This window comes from Domibacillus sp. A3M-37 (assembly GCF_024213455.1).
Classification (GTDB): Bacteria; Bacillota; Bacilli; order Bacillales; family Domibacillaceae; genus Domibacillus; species Domibacillus tundrae.
This window is the reverse complement of sequence record NZ_JANAVL010000001.1, coordinates 544,863-564,716: the sequence shown is the minus strand read 5'-3', so window position 1 is coordinate 564,716 and position 19,854 is coordinate 544,863. Positions and strand designations below refer to the sequence as shown.

Here is a 19,854-nt window from a genome sequence, read left to right as displayed (position 1 = left end):
GAGGAAAAGGAGGTGTTTTTATGATCGGGGAAACAACAGCCTATCAGCTGTTAAATGGATCAGAACGAGAAAAGTGGAACGGTTTAGTGAAAGCGTGTGAGACGTATGATGTGTTTTTTTTAGCCGACTATTTGGACCTGTATGAACAGCGTGGAGAAGGAAGAGCCCGTTTGTTTGTGTATCAGGAAAATGGTGAGCGGTACGTGCTGTATCCCTATTTGCTTCGGAATATCTCTGAACGAATCGATGGGCGGGCTTATTTTGATATCGCGACACCATATGGATATGGCGGCCCGCTTTATTCTAAACAAAATCTTCAAGAAAATGAGGGATTTGTCAGCCGATTTAGGAAGACGTTCAGCCGCTATTGCCAATCAGAGGGGATCGTCAGCGAATTCATCCGATTTCATCCATACATGGATAATGATGACGGGCTTCGCGCGCACATGCAGGTGACACCCATTAGTGAAATTGTCTACAATGATTTGCTTTTGTCTAAAGAAGACATATGGGCAAACACCACTTCAAGCAAAAAGCGGCGCATTAAAAAAAGTAAAAAAAATGAAGTGGAAGTACTGTTTATCGACGGGAAAGATATTACGCCAGCCGATGTAACGACTTTTTACAACATTTACACAGAAACGATGGATAAAAAACATGCGTCGTTATTTTATTACTTTCCGCTTTCTTTTTTTCAATCTTATTTCCAGTCACTGGCGCCATACGTGACGCTTGCATTTGCCATGCACAGCGGCCAGGTTATTTCAGCCAATCTGATGCTGAGGAGCGGCGGGTTTGCCACCATTCATTTAAGTGCCTCGTTAAAAGAGCACCTTTCGCTTTGCCCGAACTGTAATTTGCGCTACGAATCCATTCTTTGGGCAAAAGAAAATGGCTGCCGCATTCTGGACCACGGCGGCGGCAAAGAAAAAGGAGATTCATTGTTTGCCTATAAGCAGCAATTTTCCAAAAGCCTGAGACACTATAAAATCGGTAAAAAAGTTCACCTGGAATCGGTTTATCAAACACTTTCTGCTCAGCTGTCAGGCGGGATCGAATGGGAGCAGGCTGCTTTTTTTCCAGAGTATCGCATGAGGACCGAGTAGCAGGAAAGACCAATTCGAATCAGGGGAGCGGATAAATGTGAAAAAGAATTTTATGGTTCTTGGCGGTGGTACCGGGCAGCTTGCAGCCATTCAAAAAGCGCAACAGCTCGGTATGAATGTCGTGGTGGTCGACCGGGATCCGGCTTGCGCCGGGGCATCACTTGCCGATTTTTTTGAACAGGTGGATACAACGAATTTCGAGGCAGTGGAGCATGTGGCCCGTCATTACGAAATCGTTGGTTCCATGACGATGTCGAACGATGTGGCGGTGCCGACGAGCTGCTATACCAATGAACGATTGGGTCTGCCAATGCAGGGAGCGGGTCTCGTTGAACTGATGACAGATAAATATAAAATGAGAAAGCGCTACGCAGAGCATCACGTGAACTCACCAGCTTTTTTTGAAGCGGATAGCGGAACGAACATGGAAGCATTAAAAGACAGGCTTTGGATGACTGGGGCATCTACTTATATCGTCAAGCCTTCTGACGGATCAGGCAGCCAGGGGATTACAAAAATATCGGGTCCCGCTCAAGTAAAAGAAGCAGTGCAAAAAGCGCTGCAAAGCAGCCGGAGCGGCCGTGTCATTGTCGAAGAGTTTATCGATGGGATGGAAGTCGGAGCATTTGGTTTTTGTATGAATGGACGGATGGAGTATTGTTTCGTCCACAATGATAAGGTGTCAAATATGATTCCGGTCGGTCATTCATTCCCATCTTTTTTAGAAAAAGAGCAAGTGGTCCGTATTCAAGAAGAGTGTGAAAAAGCCTTGAGCAGCCTTGGAATTGATAATGGACCGACCAATATTGATTTAATTATCAATCAACAAGGTGTGCCATATTTAATCGAAATTGGCGCAAGAATTCCCGCCACCCGTCTTCCAGAACTGGTAGAAGTGTACGCCGGAATTGATCTCGTCACGATGACAGTGCAGCTGGCGGCAGGCGAAACGATTACATGTCCGCCGCACATTCAAAGCCAGCCAGTCGCTGCGGAAATGCTGAATTTCTCTGAAGATGGAGTCATCGGCCGATTGGAAGATTATGCGGATCTAGTAGACGACTTTAAGCCGGTCAACCTCGAGGTGGATATCCAGTCGGGCCAGACAGTGTCAAAGCTCAGGTCCGGGCGAAATCACTACGGTCATGTCACGTTTACCGGTACAAGCGCCGAAGAAGCGGAAGCAAAATGCCACACATTCTTGACGAAGCTTAAAGAGCGAATTGCTCTTGAGAAAACGGTCACGACGTGAAAAGAGGGGGATGGTCTATGTTAAAGACAAAAACAGTAATGATGGCCGGTATACTGGTCGTCTCCAGTGTAATGGCTGGATTTGCATACAATAAAAAATATTCTCCGGCTATTTGGTCGATTCATGTCCTTAAAACAAATGCGCCGATCACAAGCGCGAGTCAAGTGGGCAATTTATCGAATCCTGTGTTAAAGCCGGAAGACGTGACGGATGTGACGGCCGATTTTGTAGCGGATCCGTTCTTGATGGAGGACCAAGGGACCTATTATTTATTTTTCGAAGTGCTCAATCAAGAAACAAAGCAAGGAGATATTGGCCTTGCAACAAGCAAAGACGGGGAGAAATGGCAGTACGAAAAGATCGTTCTGAATGAAGACTTTCATCTTTCGTATCCACATGTTTTCAAGCATGAAAACAGCTATTACATGATTCCAGAGTCAGTAGAAGCGGGCGGCATTTATCTTTATAAAGCCACGCAGTTTCCGTATAAATGGGAACGGGTCAAGCAGCTAGTCGGCGGCCCATATACCGATGCCTCCATTTTTCAATATGAAAACAAATGGTGGATGTATACGGCAGGGCTTGATAATGAAACGCTGCATTTGTTTTACGCTGACGAGCTCCATGGGGAGTGGACACAGCATGCGAAAAGCCCGCTCATTACAAATGACTTAAGCAATTCCAGACCAGGAGGCCGTGTAGTGGTCGAAGATGGAACCATTTACCGATACGTCCAGGATGACGGACCGTATTATGGATATTCAGTCAAGGTATTCCAAGTGCAAGACTTGTCTGAAACGGTGTATGCCGAAAAAGAACTCGGTGTCATTTTGGAAGGCAGCGGTGAGGCTGGGGATTGGCGGGAAGATGGTATGCACCATATTGATCATTTGAAACTAGCGGATAAACAGTGGCTTATAGCAGTCGATGGCCATCAGTTTCATCATCAAAATTACGCCATGTGGAAGTTGAAAAGCATGTTTCCGTAATGAGCAGGGGGACAAAGAGGGGGAGCGGATCGCGGTGAGTCAACAACAATTACCGATTATTCCAGTACGAGAGCGCGATGTGCCGATCATTTCAAAATGGACAGAAGAATGGCTCGGCGCAGCACATCCGCTTGCATATTCATTAACGATTTTTTCGAGTCCGGGCTATACGAAATTTTTGGCGTACCAGCAGTCCGTTCCATTGCCTCGTAATCCGATGAGGCTGCTCGGCGCTTATGACGGAGATGAAATGCTTGGATTTATCGAATTGCGCCGCATGCCCGACCGGCTTTTCATCAATAATTTTTGTGTGAAACCGGAAGCGCGGGGACGCCGCATCGGCGAGCTTCTTCTACGCCATACAGAACAGATGGCCGAAAGCATGAATTTATCCACTGTTGGATTGGACTGCTTTTTATGGAACGAGCGAGCCCTTGAAAAATACGTGAGATCAGGGTTTCAAAAAACGAACAGGATGCATTGGTTTACAGGCAGCAACGATCGATCCGCTGCTGAAGCGCCTATTCAGTTTGTTATTGAAGAGCAGGAAAAGGCAGACGCTCACCAAAAAAAATTTGGTTTTTCCCAATTTCATATCCAGACGAAAAATGGCCAGTCTCAAGTAAACCGGCTGAAAGATTCGTATTTCCGCGTGACAGCCGAAGAACGAGATCCCGAATATTATAACATTCTCTCCCAGCTTGATCGGTGCCGTTCATTATTTATGATTCGTGCAGACGAAGTAGAAATGGGTGACGGATGGAAACAAGCGAGCACCAGTGTTCGGCTCGAAAAACAGATAAAGTAAAATAAGATGATGGGGTGAAGGAATGTTATTTAAAGTACTTGGCATCCAGGATAAAGAGCAATGGCAGCATTACATGAAAAAAATGCCTCGTGCAGATGTGTATTTTACAGCGGAGTATTGCCACATCTATGAAAACAATCAAGAAGGACAGGCGCAGCTATTCGTTTATGAAGAAGGCGACAGCTGTATTTGCTACCCTTACTTGCTGAGGGAAATTGACTGTGCCCGCTTGCACGTAGACGTTCAGGAAAAGCTGTATGACGTGACAACTCCATACGGCTATGGAGGGCCGCTGACCAATATTACGGATGAGCAGGAACGAAAAAAACATTTCCAAACCTTTCAGTATCTGTTTGGTGAATATTGCAAGATGCAAAACATCGTCACTGAATTTGTCCGCTTTCATCCGCTTATCCGAAACGATCGGGATTATGATGCTTTAACGCCTATTTTTAACCGAAACACGGTCGCTCTCACCTTGCAGGAGGACGAAGGTGCTCTAATGGACAGCCTCCGGAATAAAGGAAGAAACCGGGTCAAATACGCAATGAAGCAAGGGCTGACGGTCACAGAGGAAGGCTTGGATCACTTAGATTGGTTTGCGGAGAATTACGCAAAAACGATGGAAAAAAACCAGGCGGATACTTATTACTTTTTTAAGGAGGGGTTTTTCAGAGATACCGTTGAGCTGTTGAAAGACAACATCACCACGTTCGCGGTTCGCTATGAAGGTGAAATTATTGCTTCATGTATGTTTATGCACTACAACGATTACGTGTCGTACCATTTGACCGGCTCAAAGCAGGAATATTTGCATCTTGCTCCATCTAACCTGCTGGTCTGGCATGCGGCCGCGTGGTTCGGCAAACTCGGCTATAAATCGCTGCACCTCGGCGGAGGGTATCAGCAAGACGATGATCTGCTTCGCTTTAAGCGGAACTTTACGAAAAATCCGCTGCTCGAATTTTACATCGGCAAAAAGATTCATATGCCTGATATGTATGACAGGCTCACGAAAGGAATCGAAGCAGAAGGCGGCTTCTTCCCGCTATACCGCCATCATTCGGTCAATGAAAAAATAAACGTATGAAAAACCGGCGCATCCCGCGCCGGTTTCAGTCTGTAGACAATTACCTTTCTTTGTAAGAGAAAGATGTACGTGTTGTTGAAATGGAGCTGAAAAGGCGGCGCTCGCGGAGTTTCGCTTTTCGTGGGGCAGGCGCTGAGCTCTTCTCCACCGCTTTGCGGTGCCGGCGATCTCAGCTGCCCGCTAGTCCCACAGAAGTCTTCACTCCGCGCCCGCCGCCAATGCGTTATGGACAAGTGAGTTCAAAAGAAGCGAGTCTCGGTCTTGCAGAAGCACATTCAATCCTTTTGCTCATCTTAAACGCAAAAACAGACTAGCCTACCCATTCATTGCTGTTCAAAACCCACTTGGTGAAGCCGGCCGGACGGAGACTCCTACGGGAAGTACAGCGAGTCGGGAGATCCCGCAGGCGCCAGCCGAAGAAGCTCCCGCACTGCCCGTGGAAAGCGAAGTCCGGCCGGCTTCACCTATCGACCCTTTTCAAAAAGCATATTTTCCGTAAAGACGCTTGCTTTCAAAAAAGCTGCCTACTTTGTGGACAGTCTCAAACCGGCGCATCCCGCGCCGGTTTTTGATTTGAGTATTAGTAAAGTGCATAATAACCGGCAAGCTTTGCGTATTCCTTCCAAAGCATCCGCTTGCTTTCTTCGTCATCCCACCAGGCAGTGAATTCGTAGCGGGAAGGGACGGAGGAGTAGGAAAGGGTCATACCGCTGCCTTGAAAAACTTTTTCGAAAATAAATTTCGTTCGCCTCATATGGTAGTCGTTTGTGACGATGATCGCCGAACGGTCACCGCGCTGCTCCATCAATTCTTTCGTATAGGTCGCATTTGTATAGGTGCTGTGTGCTTGTTCTTCAGCAATCACGTTTTCTTCTGGAACACCAAGCGCGACTGCTTCCTGCACCGTGAATGTTCCGGTATTGGCACGTGTCAAAATTATTTGATCTGCATAATTTTCTTTCCATAAACGGACCCCTGCTTCAATCCGTTCTGTTCCAGGACTGAGAACAACGATCACATCGGCCTGCTCCGGCTGTTCGTGAAGCGTTAAAAAATGGCCGGCATTCAGCAAAAAGGCGGCGAGAAGACCGGCTCCGAGAATCGAAAAGCCGGTCAACAGCCGCCGTTTTTTACGGGTCTTCAATAAACTTCCTCCCTTCTTTTGTCATCATTTATTCACTGTCTCCATTTTCTTTTGATGTGTTCTCTTCAACCGTAGAGCCTTTTACATCTTTCAATGTTATGCCATCCTTTTTATTGCCGAGCAGCTGATTGCCAGTGATTGTTGCATCGGAAACGTCTGTGATGGCAAGACCAGTTTTGCTATTGGCCCGCACTTCATTCGATTGAACGACAATGCCGCTCTGGTCATTCAGGCCGCCCCAGATCGAAATGCCGTTTCCTTCATTTTGACGGACGAGGTTATTGGAAACCCGATTTTGGCCAACGTGGTTCAGAAGGGAAATTCCGTCTTTTGTGCTTTTTTCAATTGTATTGCTAATAATTGAGTTTGCGGTTGAAAAATTGATAAAGATGCCATTCCCTTCGTTACCTGTAATGGAATTATTGCGGACGGTGTTATTGTTGGCAGCACCGCTGTCCTGGCTGCCGCCGATATAAACGCCGCCTTTTTTGTTGTTTTTGACTACGTTATTTTCCGCATTGTTTTCGCTGGCATACACAAACATGATGCCGTAGCCATTGTTGTCGACGACGGTGTTATTCAGTAAAGAAACGTTTTCAAGTGGCCGGTCAAATGGCGGATCACGTTCAAGGTCAATGCCAGCTTCCGGTGCCGTACCATTTGTTTTAGAAAATGTATTGTTTTTTACGATAATATCTTTGCCAGCAGTGATAGAAAGTCCTTGCCGGCGGTTATTGTGGCCGGTTGAGTCATAAATGGCGATTTTAGTCGGGTAGTCGCCGGTTTTTGCATCGCCCTCGATAATAAAGCCGTCCCCCCAGAAGTCTTTTGCCGTCACCTTGGATACCGTAACCTGGCTTGAATGGCCACCGATAAAGATGCCGTGGCCAAATTCACCTTCTGTTCCTTGGTGATCGTATCGGTCCCCGATTAGCGTACCGCCGCTGATTTTGACATTTTTCTGATTATATACCGTAAAAACCCGATAAATAGGCAGGTCATTCGGAATACTCTTCAAAATGGTTTTACTGTCCATACGAATATCAGAGCCATCTTGGACATGCAGAGTACCGGTTTGCGGGTCTGTATTAATAAGAAATGTGCCGGCTGGAATTCGGACAATCCCTTTCTTCGCTGCAGCGGCATTGATAGCCGCTTGAAGGGCTTTTGTATCATCTTTTGAATCATTTGGGACAGCGCCGTACACCGTGGCATCAAACTCAGGCAATCCTGAAGAATTCTGCTCATCAGGAGCCGGCAGCTCCTCCTCCAGTAACTCAGACGATACTGAAGCATCCTCCCTGCCGGCCGGAGCTGGTTGAGTTTTTTGTAGTTGAAGGACAATCCCGGCTGAGATCGCGAGAACAAAGAGGACAAAAGGAATCCAGAGCTTATAATAGAAACGAGTATCCCGATTCACCATAAGTCTCATATCAATTCACTTTCACAGACGGCGCTTGGATTTCTTTTAGAGGATCCTGTGCCGTCCGTTTCTGGCTGATGCCGACTTTTCCGACAATATAAGCGCCAAATGGCAGTTTATTAAACAAGTAAATCGTTAAAGCGCACAGCCCGGTACAAGAGAAAAACAAAACCGGTACGCTAAGAAGCGGCGGGAGGTCCTGCCAGGCGAATGAAACAGCCGTGAAAACAGCGAGAAAGAACGGATGGAACAAATAAATCCCAAACGAATACTGGCTGACCCATGTGAAAAAGCGCGGCACTCGTTTCAGCAGCATGGCGTGTGAATAAAGGAAAAAAATCATACTTACCGTAAAAAATACCATATCGATTCGTTTAGACGAAGCGACTGGCGTGACGCCAAGCTGATAAAGAGAAATGGACAATAAACCGAATAATAAAACCGAAACGGTTGTCCAGTGGCGGTATTTGACAAGCAGCCTTTGGAACGCCTCATAATAGTAGCCGCTGTAAAATGCCACCGTAAAGTAAAACGACCAGCCTAGAAATGGCACCCAGTAATACTGCGTCCATATATAATCGGCGAATGGGACATCCATTGGCGGGACAAAATTAAAAAATGACAGGTAAGCAGCGTTAATGAGAAACGAGCCGGCAATGACTTTTTTTGGTGATGCTTTTTTTAAATAGTTATGAAAAAGCAAGTGAAGGGCATAAAATTGAAAGATGATTAATATAAAATAACCATGATAGTCACCGAGCAAAATGTGACGCCACGTATACGTGAAGAAAGCTTCTGGAAAAGCGGCACTCGTCCCTGTTTCTTGAACCGCTTTCGCCGCCGCGTAAAACACTCCGAAAAACAAGTATGGCAAAAAGATATATTTGATCCGGTTTCCCCAAAAGGAACCAATCGCCCGATTCCGGTACGAGTAAGAGATAATAAACTCAGAGATAAACACGAAAGCAGGCGTGCCAAATGTAAGCAGCACACTAAAACTGTTTATTGTTTCACTGTTGTCCAAATATACACGGTCTAGTACATGTAAAAGCAAAATGCTCAGACAGGCTGCACTTCGCAAAATGAATATTTCATTAACAAGCGCCCGGTTATCCTTCAAAATCAGCCCTCCTAATTTTTTAGATATAGTATTCTTTCTGAAGAACAAATTGTTCGTTATATAGAATATTACTATGAGAATAAAAAAAAGTAAAGCACTTTGGTGTGCTTTCTTCTCTCAATCTCTTTTGAATTGTCAAACAATACATGAAGTTGTCTGATAACATAAATTTTTCAGAAAATACTTGTAAAAGCGGTTTTGATTGATTAAGATGGGAGTGATAAATGAATACACGCGGATGACGGTTGGGGGAGAGTGCGGAAACGCCGCCGACGGAGCAAGTTTCAAAAGCCTTGAAACGAATCTCTCAGGCACATGGGACCACAATCGGACGCAGCTCTGGAGAGAGCATGATCATTCATGCCACCAAAGGGGAAAATCCGAGTCGGATAAACTTTCAGGTAAACGGACAGGGAAAGGGTTGATACCTTTTCTCTGTCTTTTTTTATTGTCTAGCTCCAGATGCCATCAGCTCGAGGGGCTACAGGATGTAGGTCACAAAAGCGTTGCGGCACGATGCCGCGTTCTTAGCTTTTGTTCCATTTACCCAGCCAAGCATTTCTGGAGGAATAAACCGCCTCCGCCAGCACTCGTCTTATGCTTGTCGCTGATAAACAGGCATCTTGCGCTTTTCTTGTATCCAAAACGATAAGTGGGGGTTTGGTCAGATGGAATTAAAGAAAACACCGCTTTTTAACGAATATGAAAAACTTGGAGCGAAGGTGATTGATTTTGGCGGATGGGCGCTTCCTGTACAGTTTACCAGCATTATGGGTGAACACGAAGCAGTGCGGACAAATGCCGGGCTGTTTGATGTATCACACATGGGTGAGGTACTCGTAAATGGTGATGGGGCAGAGGCATATATTAATCATCTCGTCACAAATGATGTATCAGTGTTGGAGGAAGGCCAGGCGCAATATACGGCGATGTGTTATGAAGATGGCGGCACAGTAGATGACTTGCTTGTGTATAAAAAAGCGGACGATGAATGGATGCTTGTGATTAACGCGGCAAACATTGCTAAAGATGTTGCCTGGTTGAAGCAGCATATCTTAGGGGATGTAACCGTGACAAATGTGTCGGATGAAACAGCGCTGCTGGCGGTGCAGGGACCAAAAGCGGAAAGGATACTGCAAAAGCTGACAGATACCGATCTTTCTGCAATTGGCCCGTTCCGTTTTGCTGAGAATGTTACAGTCGGCGGCGTGGATGATGTGCTTGTTTCCCGCACTGGCTACACAGGAGAAGACGGATTTGAATTGTATATGCCGGCAAAAAGTGCTGCTGCATTGTGGCAGCGGCTTGCCGAGGAAGATATTACGTTATGCGGCCTCGGCGCACGGGATACACTTCGGTTGGAAGCACGGCTGCCGCTTTACGGCCAAGAGCTTTCAGCAAAGATAAGCCCGCTTGAAGCTGGCATCGGCTTTGCGGTCAAAACGGCCAAACAAACGCCATTTCTTGGACAGGATGCGCTGCAGCAGCAAAAAGAAACGGGACTTGAGCGAAAAACAGTCGGCATTGAGATGATTGACCGTGGTATTCCCCGGACCGGCTATCAGATTTTATCCGAGCTTGGTGAGCCGATCGGTTTTGTCACATCCGGCACCCATTCGCCGACATTGAAAAAACCGATTGGCCTTGCGATTGTTAATGCAGATTTTGCAGGCGTTGGCACGAAATTTTTTGTGGAAATCCGCCAGAAACAAGCGGAAGCAGTTGTTGTGAGCGCGCCATTTTATAAAAGGGAGAGAACTAAATGACGTCAACCTATCGATATTTGCCGGATACAGCCCAAGACCAAAAAGAAATGCTTGCCCTTTTAAACGTTTCGTCCGTAGACGATTTGTTTTCCGATGTGCCGGAATCGATTCGCCTTGACGGTGAGCTGATGATTCCAGAAGCACTGCCGGAGCCATTGTTATGGAGACAAATGCAAAAAATGGCCGGGCAGAATGTGAATGCCAACGAATTGCCGATGTTTCTCGGAGCCGGGACGTATGATCACTATATTCCGAGTGTTGTAAATCATATGATTTCCCGTTCGGAGTTTTACACAGCTTACACACCGTACCAGCCGGAAATTTCGCAGGGAGAACTGCAGGCGATTTTTGAATTTCAGACGATGGTGTGCGAATTAACGGGGATGGATGTGGCCAATTCATCGATGTATGACGGCTTTACTGCCCTTGCCGAAGCCGCCTCACTTGCTGTTGCGCATACGAAACGGCAGAAAGTGGTCGTGTCCAGAGCAGTTCATCCGGAGTCGCGTGCCATTTTAAACACAGTCGCAGCCGGTCCGGACTATGCGGTGGAAGAAGCAGCTCTTTCTGCTGATGTGACCGATCTTGACGCATTGAAGCAGCAAATCGACAGTGAGACAGCTGCTGTCATCGTACAGTATCCGAACTTTTTCGGTTCGATTGAGGATTTAAAAGAAATTGACGTGATTGCGAAAGAACATGGTGCATTGCTTGTTGTCAGCTCCAACCCGCTGTCTCTTGGCTTATTGCAGCCGCCGGGCAAACTCGGCGCGGACATTGTCGTCGGCGATATGCAGCCGCTCGGCATTCCGATGGCTTTTGGCGGCCCGCATTGCGGATACTTTGCTGTGACGAAAAAATTAATGCGCAAAGTGCCGGGCCGAATCGTCGGCCAAACGACCGATGATAAAGGAAACAGGGGCTTTGTGTTAACACTGCAGGCACGTGAGCAGCACATCCGCCGTGACAAAGCGACATCGAATATTTGCTCTAATCAAGCGTTAAACGCCCTTGCTTCAGCGGTCTGCATGACGGCGCTTGGCAAAACAGGATTGCGCGAAATGGCGCAGCTGAATTTGGAAAAAGCAGATTATGCGGCATCGGTGTTTAAGAAAAAAGGATTCAACGTGTTCAACAAATCCCCGTTTTTTAATGAATTTGTTGTCGAGCTGCCGTGTACGACAGCGAATGTGGAAGGGAAGCTGATCGAAAAAGGGTTTATTGGCGGCTTTGATTTAGGCGTCGATTACGGAGAGCCGGCTCAGATGCTTGTCGCGGTTACCGAGCAGCGGACTAGGAACGAGATCGACCAATTTATTGAGGCGCTGGAGGCGATTACCCATGATAAATTACAATGACCTTATTTTTGAAATCAGCCGCCCGGGACGTGTCGGCTGCAGCCTGCCTGAAAGCGACGTAGATGCCGTGGATTTGACGAAAAAACTGCCGGCGCATTTAATCCGGGAAGAAGCGCCAGAACTGCCGGAAGTGTCCGAATTGCAGCTTGTCCGCCATTACACAGCGTTATCGAATAAAAATCATGGCGTCGACAACGGTTTTTATCCGCTCGGCTCATGTACGATGAAATACAACCCGAAAATCAATGAAGATGTCGCGCGGCTTGACGGATTCAGCCGCATTCACCCGTATCAGCCGGAAGCAACTGTCCAGGGTGCCCTCGGTCTGCTGTATGAATTGCAGGAAGATCTGGCGGTCATTACCGGCATGGATGCGGTAACGCTTCAGCCGTCCGCCGGTGCGCAAGGTGAATGGACCGGACTTATGATGGTCAAAGCATATCACGAGCAAAAAGGTGAAAAGCGGACGAAAGTGCTTGTGCCGGATTCTGCGCATGGCACGAACCCGGCCAGCGCAACGGTCGCCGGCTTCCGAACGGTTACCATTCCGTCAAACGCCAATGGCCTGGTCGATGTCGACGAGCTGAAAAAACATGTTGATGGTAACACAGCGGCGCTTATGCTGACGAATCCAAATACACTCGGCTTGTTTGAAAAAGACATCATTGAAATTGCGAAAGTCGTTCATGAAGCAGGTGGTCTTCTTTATTACGATGGTGCCAATGCGAACGCCATTTTAGGCAAAACGACGCCGGGGAAAATGGGCTTTGATATCGTTCATTTAAACTTGCATAAAACGTTCACGACGCCGCATGGAGGCGGAGGTCCAGGGGCAGGACCGGTCGGTGTGAACAAAAAACTCATCCCGTTTTTGCCGGTGCCGCGTGTCGAGAAAAAGAACGGCACATTTGTACTTAATATGAATGAGCCGTTATCCATTGGCCGGGTCAAAGGCTACTACGGCAACTTTGGCATATTAGTCCGAGCGTACACATACATCCGCACGATGGGACCGGCCGGGCTTCGGCAAGTATCGGAAAGTGCTGTGCTGCATGCGAACTATTTGCGAAAAAAATTGGAGCCGTATTTTGTGTCGCCATATGAGCAGGTGAGCAAGCATGAGTTTGTCCTGTCCGGCTCGAAGCAGAAAAAACTTGGCGTCCGCACACTCGATATGGCGAAGCGGCTGCTCGATTTCGGCTATCATCCGCCGACAATCTATTTCCCTCTCAATGTTGAAGAATGCCTGATGATTGAACCGACGGAGACGGAGTCAAAAGAAACACTGGACGCGTTTGCAGATGCAATGATCCAAATTGCGAGAGAGGTAGAAGAAAATCCGGACATCGTGTTGAATGCGCCGCACACGACCGTTATTGGCCGGCTTGATGAAGTAAAAGCGGCTCGTCAGCCAGTTGTCCGCTATGAGAAAGAAACGGTTCATACATGAAGATCGTGCTGACACCATCTGCCCGGCAGCAGCTGCTTGACTGGCCTGTGACAGCCAGCCAGCTGCCGCGAATTGACGCCAATATGTCGGGCGGGTGCGGCATTTCTGTTCAGTTCTCACTCGTACTGGATGAACCGCGCCGGAACGATGCCGTGATTGACTGCGGTGATGGCATCGTTCTCCACATTGACCGATTTACCGAGCGGTATATGGAGGAAGAAATGACCGTTGATTTTACAGATGATGATGGATTTATCTTTGGCGATTCGTTTGATTCCAGCTGTACAGTTTAATCGGGAAGGGATTGTCTCTATTTTTGGGAGACAGTCTCTTTTTCTTTTAAGTTAGCTCTATTTTTAACTAGAAAAACCTGAAATATGGATAAATCAGTCGATAGTCATTAGAAAAGTGCGTTTGCTGCTAGTAATCCCGCTAATGTTCCTGTAACTTTCTTCCTGATTTTAAATTTTTGAGATTGAAAACGTTTCCAGCTGGATATATATAAATAGTGATTATTTTTATGAAGGAAGGTGGCTTTATATGGGGGAAAGAGCATGGCCGTTTCATTCTATTGTAGGTGCGATTCGACCGGAGCAAAGTTCGGAAGATATTTACGGGGAAGGGTATGTGTATTCGCCGAAGTTATTTGCGCATGATTATGAGCATTTCGGCGGCGATTTGCTTAGCCTTGAAGCACTGACCGGGCGTGAGCTGAGTATAGCCGGAGAGATGCCGGTTATTTGTCATGAAGGCGCAGTAACACCTGGGGCCGTTCGTCTGCTGGAAAAGGCGGGGCTGCGGCTGCCGTCCGTCCGCTATACGTACCGTAATGATGAAGAATATGTATCTATTTTAAAGAAGCTGTCTTTGCATGGAAAAAAAGTCATTTTTCAATACCCACACCCTCCTGAAGATGCGCCTGATTCCCTTTATTGGGTTGATCCTTCCATCATCGCTTATTTAAGCGACAAGCGCAGCATTCCAGCACTCGTTCCAGCCGAGCATGTTCCGCCAAGACGAATGGTCAGCTTGGATGAGCTGCTGGAAAATACGCCCCCAATGCCCTTTATTTTAAAAACAGGCGATGGACGCCCGACTTCCGGCGGATGCGGTGTGCTTTTGATTGAAAAGAAGGAGCAGCTTCAGCATATAAACGAAGATTTTGGTGATTTATCGACAATCATTTTAGAAGAATATATACAATATGACCGGAATTTTGGCTTCCATTACGTGGCAGACCATTCAGGGAAGATCCGATACTTAGGCAAGTCCGAGCAAGTCGTCAACGATGATAATTGCTTCCGTGGCAGCTGGATCAGCACGGATGCTGAACCATTTGAACAGGTTGTTGAAGCTGGTTTTCGTATAATGGAAAATATCGTTGCGGCAGGCTATGTCGGTGTCGCAGGCTTCGATGTACTCATGTGTGGTGATGCGTTTTATTTTATTGATTTAAACGTTCGCTTCAACGCTTCTTCCTGCGGTCTCATGCTTTATGAGGACGTGATTAGCTTGTACAGAAAACCGTCTGTCCGCTTCTCCTCTCTTGAATGGAACGGAGTGTTTGAGGACGGACTCGCTGTTGTCGAAAAGTACATGGACCAGGAACAGTTTGTTCCGCTCAGCTTGCTGGACGCTGCCTATGTAGACGGAACATTAGGGCCTTCTAAAGTCATTGGTCTCGTAATTGGAGAAGACGAGGAAGAAGTAGAATCTATTTTAGCATATATGGAAAACGACCACTTAACGAGAAGAGAGTAATAAAGCGGGGCTGTCCTAAAAAGGACAGCCCCGGCTGTAGACAAAGTCGTCAGCCTTTTTTTTGAAAGGGCCGATAGGTGAAGCAAAAAGGACTTCGCGTTTCGCGGGCAGTGCGTGAGCCTCCTCGTCGCTCCCGCTCCTGCGGGGTCTCACGTTCACCGCTGTTCCCGCAGGAGTCTGCGTCCTTTTTGCTTCACCCCGTTTTTTGGCTGGCCTATATTCGCGAAAACGAGTGGGCATCGTAACGGTCCCGTTTCGGCGCTGCCGCCAGTGGAGCGTGTCCGTGAGAACCGGCGATGCTCTTATAGAAACAGCGGCGGCGGGCTTGCGGCGAAGACTCCTGCCCGCGAAACGCGAAGTCGCGAGCCTGCCGCATTTCGGCTCCCATCAGAAAGCCATAAACCGCCATCACCAAAGAACAAGGATGAAGAAAAAAATCAAATGTGCTGACAAAAGAAGGTTTTATTTGTAGCTGTCCTAAAAAGGACAGCTTTTTTAATTGGAATCAGAAAATTAACTCAATTAATATATGTACATTTTTAGGTAAAGCTGACATAATGAAATTATATTACTTATAAATATTATTATAGTTATATACTAACCTGTTAAATAGTAGGTATAAATGGTGATTTGATTAATATAATAGTTTGTGTACTCCCCTAATTGTACGAAAAGGCAAAGCCATTGAAAAATGGTGACGTAAAGCTAGAGGGGCTAAGGCTTGAAAGATAGCTATGCCAGCCAGTTGCCGAATACAAGGCACCGTACAATTTTTAAGGAGGGCAATAAATATGCCGCTTTATACAATGAAAGAGATATGGACACCGCTTCGCTGGGTTGGAGTTAAGTTTTTTAAAACACTTGAAAACGGGGATTATTATGTGAAAATGGGCAGTAAACCGAGAAGAAAAATTAAATAAAATATAGTAAAGCGGCTAGCAAGTGCTTGCCAGCTGTTTTTTTGACGGAAAAGACACGGCAGAAAGGATGAAAGTAAAGGAGCGAAAAAATGTCGGGGAAAATTGAACTAGATTATGAATGGATAGAGCTGATGAAGCAAGCGAAAGAAATCGGTTTAGAGCCGGATGATATACGACATTTTTTGAAATACGGCCAGGAAGAAAAAAAGGAAATCTCTATTTAAAAGGAGATTTCCTTTTTTTCTGGAGCTGTTTCTATAATATTTAGATGTTTGTGGAAAAGAGAAGAAAGGCGTTGGCGCTCTTGTTCATTAACGAGATAATAATAGGTGTTGTCAATTGTTTCACCTGTGCCTGCTATGGAAAGAACATCAATTTGAAAACGGGCCTCGTTGTAATTCTGCTGTAAATATAAAAAATTCGATGGTTTTAGGTTCGTTTCAACATTGTTCCGGACCGCTGATAGCAAATCATCTATATGCTTAAGCTGAACAGCTTTATCCAATAAAGCGCGCATCACGTCCTGCTGCCTTTTTTGGCGCCCGAAATCTCCGTTTGGATCATCGTAGCGCATGCGGACATACTTCAGCGCATCATCTCCATTCAGTAAAATGTTTCCTTTTAAAAAAACAGATCCATCTGATTCAAATGAAAAATCGTTTCGAACCGTTACTCCGCCCATTTTATCGATCAACTGAATAAATCCCTCCATATTAACATTTACAAAGTAATCAATTGGTACATTTAAAAAATTTTCAACGGTTTTTACGGTTAGTGCTGTTCCGCCGTAACTATAAGCATGGTTGATTTTTGTTTTGTTTTGGCTGCCTGCTATTTGGACACGAGTATCACGTGGAATGCTGAGTAATTGAATGGATTTATCGGAAACAGAAGCGAGAACAACTGTATCTGTGCGTCCCCGGTCTCCTTCACGCTGATCGGTTCCTAGGAGCAAGACGGTGAAATGATCTTTCTTTTTCAAGGAGACGGATTCTGCACGCTTTTCCGACGGCGGCATTGCAACGGAATTTAGTGTCCGTTCTGCGGTAAAGACAACAATTACCAGGATACTGGCGAAAAGAAGAAAAGTAAAAAAAAGAAGTTTTTTCATGACCGGCCTGCTTTTCTCTGCTGCAGGTAATGGCGAAAATGTAAAAATTCATTGGCGCTCATACCGGAATTTTCCTCATCTTCTTTAATTAAATCGTCGGTTTTCATATCTAGCGCATAAGCCAGCCTGTGTAAAATAGATAAAGATGGATTAACTTCCGGTTTTGTTTCGATTGTAAATAAATACGATTTCGAGATTGTAGCTTTTTTGGCTAACTGGCTAAGGGACAATCCTTGCTTTACTCTTCGTTCTTTTATACGAACGCCAATCATATCCATTCCCTCCTTTTTGCTTTTGTCGCTTCGTTCATTATAACGCACAACAAGGAGAGAAATCATTATTTTTATAGGATACATTTTATTATATGTTCTTTATTTAGAATAATTGATTCTTTATACCTATTAAATCGGCATTTGGAGCATGGTATAATCCATTCAAAGTTGTTCTTTAAATAGAACAAAAATGGAGGTGAGAAGGATAAACGTTTTGTATATTGCACAAAAACGTCCAGATTTCACCGGAACAGTTGATCAAATTAGGGCCTATCAGCAAATAAGCAGTCTTTTAAAACGGAACTACTGTGTGTACTGCCTGTTTCAGGAAAATGATTCGATTTTCTTAGTAGAGGGAGAAGAGGTCGTTCGAAGAGGTATGGAAAGCATTTATGCAAAAAAAACAGGCCCTTTATATTTTGCGATGTTGAAAAGTTATTTGTTTAAACGGTATCCACTTAGTACGTCGCTGCATTCGTTCCCAGAAATCAGACGAACAGTGAAACACATTATGCAGGAAGTCCGGTTTGATATTATCCACATTCAATCGAATATGGTTCATAATTTTCCAGACATTGATAGCTGGACAGAGCCTGTCGTCGTCGATTATATGGATGCAATCAGTTTAAGCTTAGAACGGCGGTACAGATGGACGAGCCAACTTGTGGAGAAAACGGCGATGCGGGGGGGGCTGGGCCGTGTACGAAAATATCAATCTTATTTGAAAGGGTGCACAGCAAATGGCATCGTCTCGTCTGAAGCAGATCGAAATCATTTAGCGCCGGTTACAATTGAAAAGCTGGACGTTATACCAAATTATGTAGACGATTCGCTTTTTTTAACCGATATTCACATCCCGAAAAAAACAGCCGTTGTTTTTGCAGGACCGCTTAATCAGCCAGAATATGCCGACGCAGCTATTCGCCTTGTAAAGGATATTTTTCCGGCTCTGAAGCTGGCTTTTCCAGGACTTGAATGCTGGATTGCCGGATCTGATCTCTCTGCGGAAGTGAAAAAGCTAGCAAGGGTGGAAGGGGTAGTGTTAATAGAGGAACCAGAGGCTGCACATAAGCATGTGTGGGAAGCCGCAGCTTATGTTTGTCCGCTTCGATTCGGTTATGGACAAAAAACTTCTATACTGGAGGCAGCTGCGCTTGGATGCCCGATTATCTTGAGCCACATAGCTAATGAAGGTATTGAATTTACAAGTGGAAAAGAAGTGCTGCTTGCTGATACAGATGAGCAATTTATTTCTAAAACAAAACTAATGCTTTCGGACCGAATAAAAAGACTGTTAATGGCGAATCAGGCTCGGTCATTTGTCCGTACTTTTTTTTCGGAAAAACGGATAATAGATCAGCTGGTTCATGTATACACTAAAGTGGAAAAACAAGTAGAATGCAATGAAAGGGAACGCGCATAAAGAAAATTTAGGTATATTGTATGGGTATCTATGATTATTCCGAAAAATATTTTCAAAAGTCAGACAACGTGCTACAATCTATCTACACGAATATAAAGCAGACGTGACAAAGGCAAACTTACTGAGAAGTAAGGACGCAAAGTTCCAGATCCTAAAGTAGAAATCTGCTCGGATGGCTGTGCTGCCGGAAACGGGAGGAGAAGCTTTCATGGAGAGGCTTGAAGTTTGTACCGTTGAAGAGGAATGGATCAGTCTGATATCGGAAGCAAAACAATTGGGTTTATCGATACAAGAAATTCGTGGGTTTTTAAAAACAGTACATCAGGAGGAGCATAGAAAAGATTGACACATACTAAAGCTCATATACACATAAAATAAAAGCAGCCGATCTGACAAAATCAGCTGCTTTTTTGTATGGAGTCAAAAAGAATAAGAGTTAATTGGTTTTTTGCCATTTTTGAAATTCGAGAAATTCTTTAAATTGTTCTTTGCTTGTATCGGATTCCATAGCTTCACGTGCTAACGTCATCCATTCTTCACCTAATACAGGAAAACTTTCGCGGACAGGGTCGTTCAAAAGCTGCTCAATATTGACGTCGAGCACCCGTGATACTTTGGTCAAAAATTGAATAGAAGGATTTACTTGAAGGTCCCGCTCGACGGAAGAAATATACGATTTAGCTATGCCCGACCGGCTGGCCAGTTCAGTAAGCGACATTTCTTTTTCAAGACGAAAAGAGTAGATTCTTTTGCCAATAGACATTTGTATCTCCTGCCTTTATTCATATTTTTTAAGCACACTGTATTATTTTAAAGAAAATGCTGCGAAAATGAATGTGGATCTTAGTAAATTTTACTATA

General features: G+C 45.4%; 20 protein-coding genes and 3 riboswitches. Of the genes, 14 read left to right on the top strand and 6 right to left on the bottom strand.

Annotated features, from left to right (window positions below):
- Positions 1–20: 20 nt before the first annotated feature.
- Genes NLX67_RS02845 through NLX67_RS02825 form a run of 5 tightly spaced genes read left to right on the top strand, consistent with a single transcriptional unit; the run spans position 21 to position 5,245 of the window.
- Positions 21–1,106, top strand: coding sequence for a GNAT family N-acetyltransferase (locus tag NLX67_RS02845; RefSeq protein WP_254310295.1), 1,086 nt, complete (start codon positions 21–23; stop codon positions 1,104–1,106).
- 37 nt (positions 1,107–1,143) lie between these two features.
- Positions 1,144–2,358, top strand: coding sequence for an ATP-grasp domain-containing protein (locus tag NLX67_RS02840; RefSeq protein ID WP_254310294.1), 1,215 nt, complete (start codon positions 1,144–1,146; stop codon positions 2,356–2,358).
- Positions 2,359–2,375: 17 nt separating this feature from the next.
- Positions 2,376–3,347, top strand: coding sequence for a glucosamine inositolphosphorylceramide transferase family protein (locus NLX67_RS02835; RefSeq protein ID WP_254310293.1), 972 nt, complete (start codon positions 2,376–2,378; stop codon positions 3,345–3,347).
- A gap of 34 nt (positions 3,348–3,381) precedes the next feature.
- A complete protein-coding gene (locus NLX67_RS02830; protein ID WP_254310292.1) occupies positions 3,382–4,155 on the top strand; it encodes a GNAT family N-acetyltransferase in 774 nt (257 codons plus the stop codon).
- A gap of 22 nt (positions 4,156–4,177) precedes the next feature.
- Positions 4,178–5,245 (top strand): lipid II:glycine glycyltransferase FemX, encoded by a 1,068-nt coding sequence (locus NLX67_RS02825; RefSeq protein ID WP_254310291.1) that lies wholly within the window; start codon positions 4,178–4,180, stop codon positions 5,243–5,245.
- A 580-nt stretch (positions 5,246–5,825) separates the two neighbouring features.
- On the opposite strand, the gene NLX67_RS02820 is transcribed toward NLX67_RS02825, so the two are convergent.
- Genes NLX67_RS02820 through NLX67_RS02810 form a run of 3 tightly spaced genes read right to left on the bottom strand, consistent with a single transcriptional unit; the run spans position 5,826 to position 8,932 of the window.
- The gene (locus NLX67_RS02820) at positions 5,826–6,389 is read right to left on the bottom strand and encodes a YdcF family protein (RefSeq protein WP_254310290.1); all 564 of its coding nucleotides are present in this window, start codon (positions 6,387–6,389) and stop codon (positions 5,826–5,828) included.
- Positions 6,390–6,417: 28 nt separating this feature from the next.
- Positions 6,418–7,821: a right-handed parallel beta-helix repeat-containing protein gene (locus NLX67_RS02815; protein WP_254310289.1), complete on the bottom strand. Its 1,404-nt coding sequence runs from the start codon at positions 7,819–7,821 to the stop codon at positions 6,418–6,420.
- 1 nt (position 7,822) lies between these two features.
- Positions 7,823–8,932, bottom strand: coding sequence for an acyltransferase family protein (locus NLX67_RS02810; protein WP_254310288.1), 1,110 nt, complete (start codon positions 8,930–8,932; stop codon positions 7,823–7,825).
- A 238-nt stretch (positions 8,933–9,170) separates the two neighbouring features.
- Positions 9,171–9,266: riboswitch (glycine riboswitch) on the top strand.
- A 334-nt stretch (positions 9,267–9,600) separates the two neighbouring features.
- Here NLX67_RS02810 and gcvT point away from each other — a divergent pair.
- The 7 genes from gcvT (at position 9,601) to NLX67_RS02780 (ending at position 16,411) form a co-directional block, all read left to right on the top strand.
- Complete coding sequence (gene gcvT, locus NLX67_RS02805) at positions 9,601–10,698, top strand: glycine cleavage system aminomethyltransferase GcvT (protein ID WP_254310287.1); 1,098 nt, start codon at positions 9,601–9,603, stop codon at positions 10,696–10,698.
- Positions 10,695–12,056 carry an aminomethyl-transferring glycine dehydrogenase subunit GcvPA gene (gene gcvPA / locus NLX67_RS02800; protein WP_254310286.1) on the top strand — a complete coding sequence of 454 codons (1,362 nt, stop codon included), beginning with the start codon at positions 10,695–10,697 and terminating at the stop codon, positions 12,054–12,056. Before gcvT ends, gcvPA begins: the two co-directional genes overlap by 4 nt.
- The gene (gene gcvPB, locus NLX67_RS02795) at positions 12,040–13,506 is read left to right on the top strand and encodes an aminomethyl-transferring glycine dehydrogenase subunit GcvPB (protein WP_254310285.1); all 1,467 of its coding nucleotides are present in this window, start codon (positions 12,040–12,042) and stop codon (positions 13,504–13,506) included. Before gcvPA ends, gcvPB begins: the two co-directional genes overlap by 17 nt.
- A complete protein-coding gene (locus tag NLX67_RS02790; RefSeq protein ID WP_254310284.1) occupies positions 13,503–13,799 on the top strand; it encodes an iron-sulfur cluster biosynthesis family protein in 297 nt (98 codons plus the stop codon). The genes gcvPB and NLX67_RS02790 overlap by 4 nt, the downstream gene beginning before the upstream one ends.
- A 247-nt stretch (positions 13,800–14,046) precedes the next feature.
- Entirely contained in the window at positions 14,047–15,267 is a 1,221-nt protein-coding gene (locus tag NLX67_RS02785) for an ATP-grasp domain-containing protein (RefSeq protein WP_254310283.1), read from the top strand.
- 664 nt (positions 15,268–15,931) lie between these two features.
- Positions 15,932–16,020: riboswitch (cyclic di-GMP riboswitch) on the top strand.
- A 38-nt stretch (positions 16,021–16,058) separates the two neighbouring features.
- Entirely contained in the window at positions 16,059–16,187 is a 129-nt protein-coding gene (locus tag NLX67_RS22700) for a hypothetical protein (RefSeq protein ID WP_256519520.1), read from the top strand.
- Between the two features lie 89 nt (positions 16,188–16,276).
- A complete protein-coding gene (locus NLX67_RS02780) occupies positions 16,277–16,411 on the top strand; it encodes an anti-repressor SinI family protein (protein ID WP_254310282.1) in 135 nt (44 codons plus the stop codon).
- Here the strand turns inward: NLX67_RS02780 and NLX67_RS02775 are convergent.
- Positions 16,408–17,298: an LCP family glycopolymer transferase gene (locus NLX67_RS02775; RefSeq protein ID WP_254310281.1), complete on the bottom strand. Its 891-nt coding sequence runs from the start codon at positions 17,296–17,298 to the stop codon at positions 16,408–16,410. The genes NLX67_RS02780 and NLX67_RS02775 overlap by 4 nt on opposite strands.
- Positions 17,295–17,570 (bottom strand): helix-turn-helix domain-containing protein, encoded by a 276-nt coding sequence (locus tag NLX67_RS02770; protein WP_254310280.1) that lies wholly within the window; start codon positions 17,568–17,570, stop codon positions 17,295–17,297. Before NLX67_RS02770 ends, NLX67_RS02775 begins: the two co-directional genes overlap by 4 nt.
- A gap of 214 nt (positions 17,571–17,784) precedes the next feature.
- On the opposite strand from NLX67_RS02770, the gene NLX67_RS02765 reads away from it, so the two are divergent.
- Complete coding sequence (locus NLX67_RS02765) at positions 17,785–18,993, top strand: glycosyltransferase family 4 protein (protein ID WP_254310279.1); 1,209 nt, start codon at positions 17,785–17,787, stop codon at positions 18,991–18,993.
- 101 nt (positions 18,994–19,094) lie between these two features.
- Positions 19,095–19,182, top strand: a riboswitch (cyclic di-GMP riboswitch).
- A gap of 19 nt (positions 19,183–19,201) precedes the next feature.
- The gene (locus tag NLX67_RS02760; RefSeq protein WP_254310278.1) at positions 19,202–19,339 is read left to right on the top strand and encodes an anti-repressor SinI family protein; all 138 of its coding nucleotides are present in this window, start codon (positions 19,202–19,204) and stop codon (positions 19,337–19,339) included.
- Between the two features lie 90 nt (positions 19,340–19,429).
- Here NLX67_RS02760 and NLX67_RS02755 read toward each other — a convergent pair whose 3' ends face one another.
- Positions 19,430–19,756 (bottom strand): helix-turn-helix domain-containing protein, encoded by a 327-nt coding sequence (locus NLX67_RS02755; protein WP_254310277.1) that lies wholly within the window; start codon positions 19,754–19,756, stop codon positions 19,430–19,432.
- Positions 19,757–19,854 lie beyond the last annotated feature (98 nt).